This window comes from Pseudoalteromonas sp. SR44-2 (genome assembly GCF_014163745.1).
In the GTDB taxonomy this organism is placed as follows: domain Bacteria; phylum Pseudomonadota; class Gammaproteobacteria; order Enterobacterales; family Alteromonadaceae; genus Pseudoalteromonas; species Pseudoalteromonas distincta.
The window spans coordinates 96,028-110,148 of sequence record NZ_JACJDW010000011.1; the positions used below are offsets into that span (position 1 = coordinate 96,028).

The window sequence follows — 14,121 nt, forward strand, 5'->3', positions numbered from 1 at the left end:
AAGGTGGTTTTTTTAATTAAGAAGCCGTTATCTTACAATACCGCGCTCAGAACCTTTAACAAAGTCGACCATCAATTTCACAGCAGGGTACTTTGCAGCATCTTCACTAAGCGATTCAATCGCTTCGTCTGCACCTAAGCTTTTACGGTAAAACGCTTTGTATGCACGGCGTACAGCCATAATTTCATCACTTTCGAAACCACGACGTTTCATGCCTTCTTTATTGATAGCAGCAGGACCTGCTGGCATACCAATGGTAGTAACAAAAGGTGGTACATCTTTGTTAACACCTGAATACATACCAATAAAGGCATGTGCACCAATTTTACAAAACTGATGAACTCCCGAATTACCACCTAAGATAACCCAGTCGCCTACATGTACATGGCCGGCCACACTTGCATTGTTAGCAAAAATTACGTTATCGCCAATTACAGCGTCATGTGCAACGTGTGTATAAGCCATAAATAAGTTATTACTACCAATTTTAGTAACGCCTTGGTCTTGAATTGTACCACGGTGAATAGTGGCACATTCACGGATAACATTGTTATCACCCATGATTAATGTGGTTGGCTCGTTGTTGTATTTTTTGTCTTGGCAGGCTTCGCCCACAGACGCAAACTGAAAAATATGATTGCCAGAGCCAATAGTTGATGGCCCTTTAACAACAACATGAGACTCAATAATACAGTTATCACCGATAACAACATCATTGCCAATATAACTATACGGACCAACTGAGACATTGTTACCTAGTTTAGCGCCAGGTTCGATTATTGCTGTAGAATGGATCACTATTAAAACTCTCTTCTCGCACACATAATTTCGGCACTACATACAACTTTGCCGTCGACTCTAGCTTCTGCAGCAAACTTCCAAATGTTGCGACGTTCTTTTAAAAACTCAACATGAAGATGCATTGTATCACCTGGGATCACTGGCTGTTTAAAACGTGCGTTATCAACAGCAGCAAATAAATATAATTCGTTTTCACTACGATTTTCTACTGTTTTAAAACCTAATAAACCCGTAGCTTGCGCCATTGACTCTAGTATTAGCACACCAGGAAAAATTGGCTGATTTGGGAAATGGCCAGTAAATATAGGTTCGTTTATAGAAACATTTTTAATAGCATGTAAAGATTTGCCAGGTGTAAAATCAATAACACGATCAATTAATAGCATCGGGTAACGGTGCGGTAATAAACTTAAAATTTCTTGAATATCAAGGCTATTTAATTCGTTTGCCAAAATAGCATCCTTATTAGTGTTCAACGTTATGACTTAGCCAATGCTTCCAGCGCTTTAAGACGAGATTTCATGTCTGAAAGGTTACGCAAGTGAGCTATTGATTTACGCCATTCTTTGTTTGTTGTATGGGGCATACCAGATGAGTAAATACCTGGTTCGGTGATTGATTTTGTCACCATACTCATGCCGGTAATTATAACACCATCACATACAGACATGTGACCATTAATTGCAACCATGCCACCAATTTGACAGTTTTTGCCAATGGTAACGCTTCCTGCAAGTACGGTGCAGCCCGCGATTGCGGTGCCTGAATTAACTTCAACGTTGTGCGCTATTTGACACTGATTATCGATAATAACATTGCTATGAATGATGGTATTGTCCAGGGCGCCACGATCAATTGTCGTGCTTGCACCAATTTCAACTTTGTTACCTATGATCACTGAACCAAGCTGAGGTATTTTTACCCATTGCCCGCGTTCGTTCGCATAGCCAAACCCATCACTACCTACAACACTATTTGCTTGAAACAAACAATCTGAACCAATTTCAACATCGTGATAAATAGTCACACTAGACCAAAGCTTAGTGCCAGAGCCTATTTTAACACGTTCTCCGATAAAACTGTTCGGACCAATTTGCGCATTGTCACCTATCACCGCATCAGCTTCGATGACTGCATTAGCACCTATGGCGGCGCTGTCACTAACAATCGCTGTTGAATGAACAGTGGCACTTGGATGTATACCCGTCGAGGCTGAGCGTGGTGTAGTATCCATAAATTGCGCTAATTTTGCGTAACTTACGTACGGATTCGCAACAATAACTTTGCTACCACTAAAGTACTGAGCATCGGCTTGGCTTACTATTACAGCGCTAGCTTGAGTAGTTTCAAGTTGCGAGCGATATTTTGAGTTCGCTAAAAATGCAATATGCCCAGAATGGGCATTTGCAAGTGTCGCTATTTTTTTTATTTCTAAAGCGCCATCACCCTGAAGTTCGGCGCCTAGAAGTTCCGCAATTTGCGAAAGCGTATAATTTTGCATAGAGTGATTATTTCTTACTAACTGCAGCTACAACTTTAGACGAAAGATCAGTTACTTCTTTAGGATTAAAGTAAATTGTTGTGTCTTTTACTTTAACTTCGTCGAAGTCGCCGTCTTTAGCAATTTCTTCAATTGTTTTGATGATCACACCTTGAACTTTAGCAAGTTCTTGGTTTTGGCGCGCTTTGATTTCTTGCTCTAAAGGACGACCTTGTTCAGCAAGATTTTTTTGCATGCCTTGAATTTTATCACGTAGTGCATCTTTTTGAGCTTGGCTCATAGTTGTACTTTCGCGTTTAAATTTTTCAGCTTCAAAACGAATATCGCCTTGTAACTTTTCAAGCTCTTGACGACGTTCAGCAAACTCAGTTTGTAAAGACTGTTCAATTTTAGCCATTTGAGGAATTTGCTTGTAGATTTCCTGCATATCAACAATACCTACTTTGTGTGCAAATGCATTCACAGAAGTGCCCATCATTAACGTTGCTAAAACTGCTACAGCTGTTGATTTAAATAATTTTTTCACAAAAAACTCCTTTAGAAAGTGTTACTAATGTTAAAGCTGATGGTTTTCGTATCGTCATCTTCTTCTTTTTGCAATGGATACGCAAAACTGATCAGCATTGGACCCATTGGAGAGATCCATTGTAATGAAAGACCGGTTGAAACCCTAAAGCGCATTGGGTCTGAATAGTCATCTAATTTAGCACGTTCATCGACGCCTAAGTTTTGATAGCGGTCTACGTTAAACTCAGTATCCCATACGTTTGCAGCATCAACAAAGAAGCTAGTACGTACAGAGCTGGTATTTTCTTCATCTAAGAATGGTGTAGGAACAATTAGCTCCATACCTGCTACTGCTTTGGCATTACCACCAATACGACCTTGTGGCACTAGAATATCAAATTCTGATGCACCACCAATGCTACCTGTTGTAGTACCGTCTGCACCTGGCGTACCCGGAATAGACTGCGGTATACGCGATACAGCACGTGGTAATATTGTATTACGGTCAAAGCCACGAAGTTCCATTTCCGTTATACGGAAATACTCTTGGAATGGCAGTGTTTGCTCATACCCATTTGTAGAACCATAACCATTACCGTAACCAAGCGCTGCACGCGTTGAGAATACCCAACGGTGGTCATTTGATATAGGCCAGTAAAAACGCGAATCGTAATTCAGTTTAAAGTACTGAAGATCTGAGTTAGGCGTTGTTGCTGTTAAGTTTAGCGTTTGACGCGAACCCGCTGTTGGGAATAAACCACGGTTAACGGTAATACGCGACCAACCAACACTCAGCTCATACTTAGTAAAGTCAAAGCCTGCATCTGGGTTATCTGGGTCTAAGAATGTTTCACGAAGTACACGCGTTTGCTCGTACTCTGCAATATCCGAAAGCTCTTCTTTAATCCAACGGGCGCCAAAGTTAACACGATTTACAGCATCAATTGGAAAACCAATATTTGTGCCTAAACCATAGCTTTTTGATTTGTACTCAACAAGGCTAAATTTACTTGCATCGTAGTTTCTGTAAAAGATGCTACTGCCTTGCGATACACCATCTGGCGTAAAGTATGGGTCTGTGTATGATAAGCTTAAGCTTTCAGAACCTGTAGACGTATTAAGGTTTAAACCAATTTGGTTACCTGTGCCTAAAAAGTTAGATTCTGTTACACCAATATTAAACTGCAGGCCTAAGTAAGAACCATAAGCAAGGCCGGCATTAAAGCTACCCGCTGATTGCTCTTTTACAGTAAAGTCTACATCTACTTGGTCATCCACACCGGGTACAGGCACTACGTTAAAATCAACAGTTTCCATATAAGGCAAACGTTGAATTTGTAGTTTTGAACGCTCAAGGTTTTGATTAGATAACCAAGCGCCTTCAAGTTGTGTCATTTCACGGCGAAGTACTTCATCAGCTGTATTTTGGTTACCGCCAACAATAATACGGCGAACGTATACACGCTTACCTGGATTAACCGATAGTGTTAGTTGTACTTCTTGCTTTTCATCGTCAATTTCTGGAATTGTACGCACTTCGGCATTAGCGTAACCAAAACGTGCTAAGTAGCTTTTAATAAATTCTTCTGACGAAGTAACGACTGAACCGTTGTAAAGCTCACCTGCTCTAAGTGGGATAACACTTTTAATTAAGTCTTCACGGCCAAGCAAGTCACCAATAAAGTCAAAGCCTTTAACGGTATATTTTACGCCCTCAGTTAAGTTAGCTGTAACGTAAACTGATTCACGTTCAGGGCTCACTGATACTTGCGTTGAGTCGATATTAAAACGTAGGTAACCACGGTCTAAATAATAACTCCGAATTTTTTCTAAATCGCCTTCAATGGTTTGCTTTTGGTAGCGATCACTACCCATAAACTGCCACCAAGGTAAATCTTGCTGAGATTCAGCAAGCTTAAGAAGCTCTTCATTAGAAAAAAGTTCATTACCCACTAAGTTAATTTGTCGGATAGAAGCTGCATCACCTTCATCAAACTCTAATTTAAGTTTAACGCGGTTACGAGGCAACTTAGTAATACTGATATCTACTTTAGCGTTGTATTTACCAATACTGTGGAAAAACTCAACTAAACCTTTTTCGATACTATCGATAACGGTTTTATCAAGTGGTTCACCTTGGCGAATATCTTGCTGATCAAGAGACTCATTAAGCTGCTCGTCTTTAATGTCTTTATTGCCTTCAAACTCAATGAAGCTGATGGTAGGACGTTCCGTTACTTTAAAAATAACGTTGTTGCCATCACGAAGGGCTTTTATGTTATCAAAGTGCCCAGAACGATAAAGTGACTTTATTGTTTTTGAAATCGTATAGTCATCAACATTATCGCCTACGTTAATAGGAATATGTGTTAGCGCTGCACCAAGTGCTACACGCTGCAAACCTTCAACTTTCAGGTCTTCAACAATAAAGGAGTTTTGGCCTAGGGCTGCAAAACTTGCACCCAATAAACTTGTTACTGCCAAATGTTTTTTTATAGCCATTTTATTATCTTTATCCTTTACAACTGTATTACCGCATAACACCCTACTAAAGTGGTGCTTTACAATCGTGTTCTAATTAGTAATTTGCCACGCTGTAAAACTACAAACGCGATACATCATTGAACAAAGCGAAACATGTTAGAAAAATGAGCAACAAGGCGCCCACTTTAAAACCAAACTCTTGTGTCTTTTCAGAGACCGGCTTTTTACGAAAAAGTTCAATTATGTAATACATTAAGTGTCCACCATCAAGCACTGGTAAGGGTAATAAATTAAATACACCCAAGTTAACGCTTATTAAGGCTAAAAAGCTTAAAAAGGCCACTAACCCATAGCTTACGCTAGTTCCAGCGCCTACTGCAATGCCCACAGGGCCACTTAAATTTTTAACCGAAACCTGGCCTGTAATTAAATTACCAATCATGTCAAAACTGAGTGTAATTAAGCGCCACGTTTCTTTTGTGCCTCGCACGATACTATCGAGCGGGCCGTAATGTCTAGTCTCTACATAACCATCGGGCCATTGCTGTACAACAGGAGCAACGCCTAAAAAGCCTTGCTCAATACCGTTATTACCAATGCGCCCTTTAGGGGTTACTGTAATGGCTTGTATAGTATCTTGTCTTTTTACACTAAATTGTAAAGATTTGTTAGCTGATTGCGTAATAAGATTAACTAATTGCTGCCAATTGCTTATTGTTTCACCGTTTACAGCCAAAATTGTGTCATTAACTTGTAAATTTGCGTGTTCTGCAGCTGAATCTTTAGTCACGGCGGCAATTGTTAAAGTGGCTTGAGGTCTAAACGGTACAATACCTAACGAGCTTAGTGGTGGCACGTCTTGCTGATCTAATTTCCACCCCTCTAAATTAAGGGTTTTAACACGTGGTTGAAGGTTTTTATCGCGCACTATCACTTCAACGCTTTCTTCACCTAAATTAGACATAAGTGCAAACGTGGCATCTTGCCATGTCGTTATATCATCATCGCCAATTTTTATAATATGTTGAGAAGGCATAATGCCCGCTTGCTCTGCTCGGCTACCCTCTGTAATGCTACCTACTACAGGCTTTACCGACTGCACACCCACCATATACATTATAGCAAGAGCAAAAATAGCAAACAAAAAGTTAGCCATTGGACCCGCTGCAACTATGGCAATACGTGCTTGTACAGATTTAGCGTTAAACGATAAATGACGTTGGTTTGCCGGCACATCATCAACACGCTCATCAAGCATTTTTACATAACCACCTAGTGGAATAGCCGCAATCACATATTCGGTATTATATTTATCGTGCCATTTTAAAAGCGGTTTACCAAAGCCAATTGAAAAACGAAGCACTTTAACGCCCATTTTTCGCGCAACCCAAAAATGCCCATATTCATGTATGGCCACTAAAATACCAAGCGCTAAAATAAATGAGCCAAGATTCCAAAAAAAATCAAACATATTAATGCGCCACTTTTGTTATAAATTCTGAAGCGCTAATACGCGCTAATTTATCGCACTCTAAAATTTCATCTAAGCTTTGTACATTGGTATACGTTGCAGCTTCAAGCGTTTGTGCATTTATTTTGTATATATCAGTAAAACCAATTTTACCGTTTAAAAATGCACTTACAGCTATCTCATTTGCAGCGTTAACCGTTGTGGTCGCGCCTTGCCCTGCACTACACGCATCAATCGCTAATTGTAAATTTGGATAGCGAGAAAAGTCAGGCTTGGTGAATGAGAAATCACATATATCAGAGAAGTTTAACGGTTTAACGCCTGCATTAATTCGCTCAGGGTATGCAAGAGCGTGGGCAATTGGCGTACGCATATCAGGGTTACCCATTTGCGCTAAAATAGAACCGTCGTGGTACTGCACCATTGAATGAATAATACTTTGTGGATGAATCACTACGTCTATATCACTGGTGTCGCAATTGAATAACCACTTAGCTTCAATAAACTCTAAGCCTTTATTCATCATAGTGGCCGAGTCTACTGATATTTTTTGACCCATCGACCAGTTAGGATGCGCCACGGCTTCACTTACGGTTACATCTTTTAGTGTGTTTATATCGCGCTTTAAAAACGGGCCACCAGAACCGGTAAGCAAAATTTTACTTACGCCATGTTGCTGTAAATTTTGATCGCCTTTGGCATTTTGTAACGAAGAAGGTAGGCATTGAAAAATAGCATTATGTTCGCTATCAATTGGCAGCAAGGTCGCTTTATGTTGTTTAACTTTATCAATAAACAACTGACCTGACATAACTAACGATTCTTTATTAGCTAGCAGTACTTTTTTACCTGCTTCTACTGCACTTAATGTTGGCAGTAAACCAGCTGCTCCTACAATTGCCGACATCACGACATCAACATCTGGGTGAGCACATAAGTCGCACATTGCTTGCTCGCCGTGCATAACAAGCGTTTGGCATGGTGTATTAGCTAAATAAGCAGATAGCTGCTCAGCGGCTTTCTGGGTAGCCATAATCGCATAAAGTGGTTCGTGTTCAATACACAGCTCAGCCATTTTTTTTGCGTTTTGCCCTGCAGCTAAAACAAAAACATCAAATAACTCTTTATTGCGCGATACAACATCTAGTGTACTTAAACCAATTGAACCTGTTGCGCCTAAAATAACCAGTAATTGCTTTTGGCTCATAAACTCAGAGTCCACGCATAGCACATTACAAACATTGGAGCTGCAGCCGTTAAGCTGTCAATGCGATCTAGAATACCGCCGTGCCCAGGTAAACAACGGCCGCTATCTTTTAAACCGGCTTCACGTTTAAACATGCTTTCCAGTAAATCACCTACCGCAGAGAACAATGCAATAAATGCAGTCATTATCGCGTAGATAGGCCAAACACCTAAATCAACATCGGTAAAGTGACAAAATGCTAAAACAAAAATGATAGAAGCGACTACACCGCCTGCTAACCCTTCAATTGTTTTATTAGGGCTCACTTTTGGCATAAGTTTATGCTTACCAAAGCTCTTACCTGAAAAATAAGCACCAACGTCTGCACTCCACACAATACCCAATACGACTAAAATCAGTACAGAGCCAAAATGTGTTGATTCAACGTATTGCGCACTGCGCAGCGTATTTAGTGCAAGCCATAACGGCACAAGTGTTAATAAACCTGCAATGCCGCGCATTACTAAACCTTCATTCCACGCTTTAGCCATTTCTGGATAGCGCCAAATTAAATAACTAGCAACAATCCACCAAGCAAACGAAAGCGTAAATACGTAATTTGCATCACCTACTAACTTGCCATTTTCCCATAATGATTCAATAGGCCAATGTAAATTAAGCAAGCCAAGTAAGGCTGCAATCAATACAACAAAAGCACCACGTTTGAGCTTATCGCATAAACCCATAAACGCAGACCATTCCCATGCGCCTAATAATACTATTGCACCGGCAAAGTAACTAAATAACGTAAGCGGTGTATAAAAAACCAAAGCTAATGCCGATGGTGCAAGCACTAGAGAGGTTAAAATTCGTTGTTTTAACAAAATGTGACCCTTATTCTATTTAGGTTTGAGCGAGTAATTGTTTTATTTGTTCGCCCGTACAACCAAAACGTCGCTCTCTGGCAACGTAACACGCTATAGCCTCAGCAAATGCTGCTTCATTAAAATCAGGCCAAAGTGTCTCGGTAAAGTAAAGTTCTGCATAAGCAACTTGCCATAGTAAAAAATTACTAATACGAACATCGCCACCAGTGCGAATAAGTAAATCAGGTTCAGCCTGATCTGCCATGCTCATATGCTGTGCTAAGCGCTCTTCTGTAATATCTTCTGCGTTGAGTGTGCCTTGCGCAACTTGCAAAGCAAGTTGTTTAGCCGCGTTAGCCATATCCCAACGACCACCGTAATTAGCTGCAACATTTAAGCGCAATCCGGTGTTATTTTCAGTCAGCTTATGCGCAGCGTCTACCTTGCTACGTAATCCTTCAGAAAATCGTGATAAGTCTCCAATAATGGTCAGTTTTACATTGTTTTTATGAAGCTTTTTAACTTCCTTTGTTAAAACAAATAAGAAAAGCTCCATTAAAGTGTTTACTTCGTCTTCAGGGCGGCGCCAGTTTTCACTACTAAAAGCAAATAAGGTTAACGATTGTATCCCTAATTTAGTACAAAACTGAACAGATTGACGAACTGCGTCTACGCCTTTTTTATGCCCATACACACGAGGTCTATTTCTAGCTTGTGCCCAACGTCCGTTCCCATCCATGATGATAGCAACATGTTTGGGTAAACATTGCTGTGAAATTGTGTCAGCATCTAGAACCATAAATATTGAGTATTCCATAAAAAAACGCCGCCTAGTATACCCTAGACGGCGTTTCAAAACTAATAATTTTAATAGGTCCTGTCGACCTTTCACGATTGTAATTTCTTCAATCTAGGCAGAGCCCTTTGGGCAGCGCGTTTTTAGGTTTTATGCATTGCTATCGCCTAATAATGGGGAATAACCTCACTACATAGGCTATGCTTTGCCTTAAAACCAAACATACTACTGCAAATTCAACCTCAAAAATAAACAGGGACTTACTTAGATTTCCATTAACTCTGCTTCTTTAGCAGCTAATAGAGTATCCATTTCTTTGATAAATTTATCTGTCAGTTTTTGAATCGTATCATCTGATTGACGCGCTTCATCTTCAGATATTTCTTTATCTTTTAATAAACCTTTTACATCACCATTAGCATCACGACGAATGTTACGAATAGCAACACGACCGCCTTCAACTTCGCCACGTACAATTTTGATTAGGTCTTTACGACGCTCTTCTGTAAGTGGAGGAAGTGGTACACGAATAACAGTACCTGCCGACATAGGGTTTAAACCTAAGTCAGACGCCATAATTGCTTTTTCAACAGCTTGCGCTAAAGACTTATCAAATACACCAATAGCAAGTGTACGAGAATCTTCAATTGTTACGTTAGCAACTTGGTTTAAAGGCGTTGGTGCACCGTAGTACGACACCATAATGCCATCTAGGATTGCAGGATGTGCACGGCCAGTACGAATTTTAGATAATTGGCTACCTAGTGCAGTTACACTTTTTTGCATGCGCGCTTGCGCGTCTTTTTGAATATCGTTAATCACGGTTTAATCCTAATTATTTGATTATTTCATCTGAGGCTTGTGAAGAAATAAGTGTTCCTTCTTCTTCACCCATAATTACGCGTTTTAGCGCGCCTGATTTATTCATATTAAATACGCTCAATGGCATATTGTGATCGCGGGCTAGAGTAAATGCCGCTAAATCCATAACTTTTAATTCTTTTTCAATGATTTCATTGTAGCTTAAGTGGCTGTAAAGCGTCGCTTCTGGGTTTTTAACAGGATCATCACTGTACACACCATCCACTTTAGTCGCCTTAATTACTGTATCCGCTTCAATTTCGATACCGCGTAAACACGCTGCAGAATCGGTAGTAAAAAATGGGTTACCAGTGCCCGCTGCAAAAATAACAACGCGGCCAGTTTTTAATAAACTAATTGCTTCAGCCCAGTTATAAGCGTCACATACACCATTTAGCGGAATAGCCGACATTAAACGACAGTTTACAAATGCACGGTGTAGCGCATCACGCATTGCAAGGCCATTCATAACCGTTGCAAGCATACCCATGTGGTCGCCTACTACGCGGTTCATACCTGCTTCTGCAAGTGAACCACCGCGTAAAAAGTTACCTCCACCAATAACTAAACCCACTTCTACGTCAAGCTCTACTAGCTCTTTAATTTCTTGTGCCATACGGTCTAAAACTTTTGGGTCGATGCCGAAGCCTTCGTCTCCCATTAAAGCTTCACCACTTAATTTGAGAAGAACACGTCTAAAAATAGGTTTGCGATTGATAGTCATAGTATAGGGGCCAACTTTTATTGAATTATGGATAAAAAATAACCGCGCTTATGTTAAACATAAAAGCGCGGTTATTTTAAAGAATTTCTAGCTGTGAAGCAAAACCAAATAGTACTTTAATTGCATCTAATTTCCTTTTGCATCACAAATAGTTAATCTTACTGACCTTTAGCAGCTGCAATTTGAGCAGCAACTTCAGCAGCAAAATCTTCTTCTTTCTTCTCGATACCTTCACCAACTTCTACACGTACAAAGCCAGTAACTGTTGCGTTTTTCTCTTTAAGAATATCGCCAACAGATTTTTTAGGTTCCATGATGAAAGCTTGACCAGTAAGAGAAACCTCACCAGTGAATTTTTTCATGCGACCAACAACCATCTTCTCAGCGATTTCAGCAGGCTTGCCTTCATTCATCGCGATTTCGATTTGTACTTGCTTTTCTTTTTCTACAACGTCAGCTGGTACGTCTGAAGGAGTTAAGTACTCTGGACGTGAAGCAGCAACGTGCATTGCAACGTGCTTAAGTGTTTCTTCATCAGCAACACCTGCAACAACAACACCGATACGGTCGCCATGACGGTACTCAACTAGGTTTTCACCAGCAATGTACTGTAGACGGCGTACGTTGATGTTTTCGCCAATTTTAGTTACTAGCTCAACACGGTCTTCTTCAAACTTAGCTTGTAAGTCTTCGATAGTAAGAGTGTCAGCAATTGCAGCTTCAGCAACTTTATCAGCAAATGCTAAAAAGCTTACGTCTTTTGCAACGAAATCTGTTTGACAGTTAACTTCTACTAGTACTGCAACACCAGCGTTTTGCTTGATGATGATAGTACCTTCAGCAGCAATGTTACCTGCTTTTTTAGCAGCTTTAGCAGCGCCACTTTTACGCATATTTTCAATCGCTAACTCGATGTCGCCATCAGTCTCAGTTAACGCTTTTTTACAATCCATCATGCCAGCGCCTGTGCGCTCGCGTAATTCTTTAACTAGGGCAGTAGTTACAGCCATTAGTAAATCCTCAAATCTGAAATCTGGTTTAGATAAGCGGGTTACCCGCTCTACAAGAATAACAAGTCTTCACCTTAAAAAGATGAAGACTTGATGATAGCTAATTACTCAGCTTCAACGAAATCGTCTTTCTCAGCTTGAGCAACGATGTTATTCTCGCGACCTTCAGTGATAGCAGCTGCAACAGCGCTAGTGTAAAGGCTTACAGCACGGATAGCATCATCGTTACCAGGAACGATGTAATCAACGCCGTCTGGGTTAGAGTTAGTATCAACGATTGCAACAACAGGGATACCTAGGTTGTTTGCTTCACGGATAGCAATGTGCTCGTGGTCAGCATCAATAACGAAAAGCGCGTCTGGAAGACCGCCCATGTTTTTGATACCACCAAGGCTCTTTTCAAGCTTTTCCATTTCGCGGTTAAGCATTAACGTTTCTTTCTTAGTTAATTTCTCGAAAGTACCGTCTTGGCTTTGTGCTTCAAGGTCTTTAAGACGCTTGATTGATTGACGTACAGTTTTCCAGTTAGTCAACATACCACCTAACCAACGGTGATTTACGAAGAACTGATCGCTTTCTAAAGCAGCTGCTTTAACTGCGTCGCTTGCTGCGCGCTTAGTACCAACGAAAAGAACTTTACCTTTGTTTGCTGCAGCACTTGATAAAAACTTAAGTGCGTCGTTGAACATTGGTACAGTTTGCTCAAGGTTGATGATATGTACACGGTTACGTGTGCCGAAGATGAAAGGCTTCATCTTAGGGTTCCAGTAACGTGCTTGGTGACCAAAGTGAACACCAGCTTGAAGCATATCGCGCATTGAAACGTTTGCCATTTTATAGATCCTCTATAGTTGTTTAGGGTTAGGCCTCCACATATCCCATAGCACCAACACCGAAGTAATTAAACTTCAAATGCACCCAAGTGTATGTGACGATACGTGTGTGTGTTAAAATAAAATTGTGTTTGCCTTAAATACAAAAAATCATTTAAGAATTTATTTGTAAAAAGACGGCGCGCTTTATACCATATTAAAATTAAATACTCAACGTCGCGTGCAAAATTTGTTCGGCGATAAATGTTAGAAACTCAACTTTGGAGCCTCAATGAGCGCTATTATCAAGACCCCTGAAGAAATAGAGAAAATGCGCGTAGCTGGGCGCTTAGCGGCCGATGTACTTGAAATGATCGGTCCTCATGTAGTGCCGGGTGTTACCACCGATGAGCTAAATACACTTTGTCATGATTATATTGTTAATGTGCAACAAGCAATCCCTGCTCCGTTAAATTATCATGGCTTTCCAAAATCAGTTTGTACGTCAGTTAATCATGTTATTTGTCACGGAATTCCAAATGACAAAGCATTAAAAGAAGGCGACAGCGTAAATATTGACGTCACTGTCATTAAAGATGGCTACCACGGCGATACTTCTAAAATGTTCCACGTTGGTACACCAAACATCCAAGCTAAGCGTCTTGCAGAAGTAACACAAGAAAGCTTATACCTTGCTATTAAAATGGTAAAACCAGGTGTGCGCTTAGGTGATATTGGCTCTGCTATTCAAAAATATGCAGAAAGTTTTAATTACTCTATTGTTCGTGAATATTGCGGCCACGGTATTGGCGCAGGATTTCATGAAGAACCACAAGTAATGCACTACGGTAAAGCGGGTACTGGCGAAACTTTAAAAGCGGGTATGTGCTTAACAATTGAGCCAATGGTTAATGCGGGTAAACGCCAATGTAAGCTACTTAAAGATGATTGGACTGTAGTAACTCGCGACCGCAGCTTGTCTGCACAGTGGGAACATACTTTATTAGTGACTGAAAATGGTGTTGAAATTTTAACGCTACGATCAGATGATACTATCGACAGGATCATAGAACACTAATAATAAATAAGAAATTAGGAGCCA

At 40.4% G+C, this 14,121-nt stretch carries 14 protein-coding genes; 1 reads left to right on the top strand and 13 read right to left on the bottom strand.

Going from position 1 to position 14,121, the window contains the following annotated elements; genetic code table 11:
- Positions 1-27: 27 nt before the first annotated feature.
- The 13 genes from lpxA to rpsB all read right to left on the bottom strand — a co-directional run bounded on the left by lpxA (position 28) and on the right by rpsB (position 13,040).
- Positions 28-798, bottom strand: a complete 771-nt coding sequence (gene lpxA, locus H5115_RS08980; RefSeq protein WP_002958309.1) for an acyl-ACP--UDP-N-acetylglucosamine O-acyltransferase — start codon at positions 796-798, stop codon at positions 28-30.
- Between the two features lie 2 nt (positions 799-800).
- Positions 801-1,253 carry a 3-hydroxyacyl-ACP dehydratase FabZ gene (fabZ, locus tag H5115_RS08985; RefSeq protein WP_002958310.1) on the bottom strand — a complete coding sequence of 151 codons (453 nt, stop codon included), beginning with the start codon at positions 1,251-1,253 and terminating at the stop codon, positions 801-803.
- Positions 1,254-1,279: 26 nt separating this feature from the next.
- Positions 1,280-2,302 carry a UDP-3-O-(3-hydroxymyristoyl)glucosamine N-acyltransferase gene (lpxD, locus tag H5115_RS08990; protein ID WP_024596249.1) on the bottom strand — a complete coding sequence of 341 codons (1,023 nt, stop codon included), beginning with the start codon at positions 2,300-2,302 and terminating at the stop codon, positions 1,280-1,282.
- Between the two features lie 7 nt (positions 2,303-2,309).
- Positions 2,310-2,828, bottom strand: coding sequence for an OmpH family outer membrane protein (locus H5115_RS08995; RefSeq protein ID WP_002958312.1), 519 nt, complete (start codon positions 2,826-2,828; stop codon positions 2,310-2,312).
- Between the two features lie 11 nt (positions 2,829-2,839).
- The gene (gene bamA / locus H5115_RS09000; protein WP_024596248.1) at positions 2,840-5,311 is read right to left on the bottom strand and encodes an outer membrane protein assembly factor BamA; all 2,472 of its coding nucleotides are present in this window, start codon (positions 5,309-5,311) and stop codon (positions 2,840-2,842) included.
- 100 nt (positions 5,312-5,411) lie between these two features.
- A complete protein-coding gene (gene rseP / locus H5115_RS09005; RefSeq protein WP_182754868.1) occupies positions 5,412-6,764 on the bottom strand; it encodes a sigma E protease regulator RseP in 1,353 nt (450 codons plus the stop codon).
- A gap of 1 nt (position 6,765) precedes the next feature.
- On the bottom strand, positions 6,766-7,971 hold the full coding sequence (ispC, locus tag H5115_RS09010) for a 1-deoxy-D-xylulose-5-phosphate reductoisomerase (RefSeq protein ID WP_182754870.1): 1,206 nt from the start codon (positions 7,969-7,971) through the stop codon (positions 6,766-6,768).
- A complete protein-coding gene (locus H5115_RS09015; protein WP_182754872.1) occupies positions 7,968-8,834 on the bottom strand; it encodes a phosphatidate cytidylyltransferase in 867 nt (288 codons plus the stop codon). Before H5115_RS09015 ends, ispC begins: the two co-directional genes overlap by 4 nt.
- Before the next feature lie 19 nt (positions 8,835-8,853).
- Positions 8,854-9,633 carry an isoprenyl transferase gene (locus H5115_RS09020; protein WP_024596497.1) on the bottom strand — a complete coding sequence of 260 codons (780 nt, stop codon included), beginning with the start codon at positions 9,631-9,633 and terminating at the stop codon, positions 8,854-8,856.
- Between the two features lie 243 nt (positions 9,634-9,876).
- Complete coding sequence (gene frr, locus H5115_RS09025; RefSeq protein ID WP_220487221.1) at positions 9,877-10,398, bottom strand: ribosome recycling factor; 522 nt, start codon at positions 10,396-10,398, stop codon at positions 9,877-9,879.
- A 49-nt stretch (positions 10,399-10,447) separates the two neighbouring features.
- Positions 10,448-11,197 carry a UMP kinase gene (pyrH, locus tag H5115_RS09030; RefSeq protein WP_024596498.1) on the bottom strand — a complete coding sequence of 250 codons (750 nt, stop codon included), beginning with the start codon at positions 11,195-11,197 and terminating at the stop codon, positions 10,448-10,450.
- Between the two features lie 158 nt (positions 11,198-11,355).
- On the bottom strand, positions 11,356-12,207 hold the full coding sequence (gene tsf, locus H5115_RS09035; RefSeq protein ID WP_002958320.1) for a translation elongation factor Ts: 852 nt from the start codon (positions 12,205-12,207) through the stop codon (positions 11,356-11,358).
- 104 nt (positions 12,208-12,311) lie between these two features.
- Positions 12,312-13,040, bottom strand: coding sequence for a 30S ribosomal protein S2 (rpsB, locus tag H5115_RS09040; RefSeq protein ID WP_002958321.1), 729 nt, complete (start codon positions 13,038-13,040; stop codon positions 12,312-12,314).
- A 271-nt stretch (positions 13,041-13,311) separates the two neighbouring features.
- Between rpsB and map the strand changes: the two genes are divergently transcribed.
- Positions 13,312-14,097 (top strand): type I methionyl aminopeptidase, encoded by a 786-nt coding sequence (gene map / locus H5115_RS09045; protein ID WP_002958322.1) that lies wholly within the window; start codon positions 13,312-13,314, stop codon positions 14,095-14,097.
- Positions 14,098-14,121: the final 24 nt, after the last annotated feature.

Coding starts and splice junctions, on each gene's coding strand:
- lpxD (WP_024596249.1), bottom strand. CDS start 2,302: ATGCAAAATTATACGCTTTCGCAAATTGCGGAACTTCTAGGCGCCGAA.
- bamA (WP_024596248.1), bottom strand. CDS start 5,311: ATGGCTATAAAAAAACATTTGGCAGTAACAAGTTTATTGGGTGCAAGT.
- rseP (WP_182754868.1), bottom strand. CDS start 6,764: ATGTTTGATTTTTTTTGGAATCTTGGCTCATTTATTTTAGCGCTTGGT.
- ispC (WP_182754870.1), bottom strand. CDS start 7,971: ATGAGCCAAAAGCAATTACTGGTTATTTTAGGCGCAACAGGTTCAATT.
- H5115_RS09020 (WP_024596497.1), bottom strand. CDS start 9,633: ATGGAATACTCAATATTTATGGTTCTAGATGCTGACACAATTTCACAG.
- frr (WP_220487221.1), bottom strand. CDS start 10,398: ATGCAAAAAAGTGTAACTGCACTAGGTAGCCAATTATCTAAAATTCGT.
- pyrH (WP_024596498.1), bottom strand. CDS start 11,197: ATGACTATCAATCGCAAACCTATTTTTAGACGTGTTCTTCTCAAATTA.
- tsf (WP_002958320.1), bottom strand. CDS start 12,207: ATGGCTGTAACTACTGCCCTAGTTAAAGAATTACGCGAGCGCACAGGC.
- rpsB (WP_002958321.1), bottom strand. CDS start 13,040: ATGGCAAACGTTTCAATGCGCGATATGCTTCAAGCTGGTGTTCACTTT.
- map (WP_002958322.1), top strand. CDS start 13,312: ATGAGCGCTATTATCAAGACCCCTGAAGAAATAGAGAAAATGCGCGTA.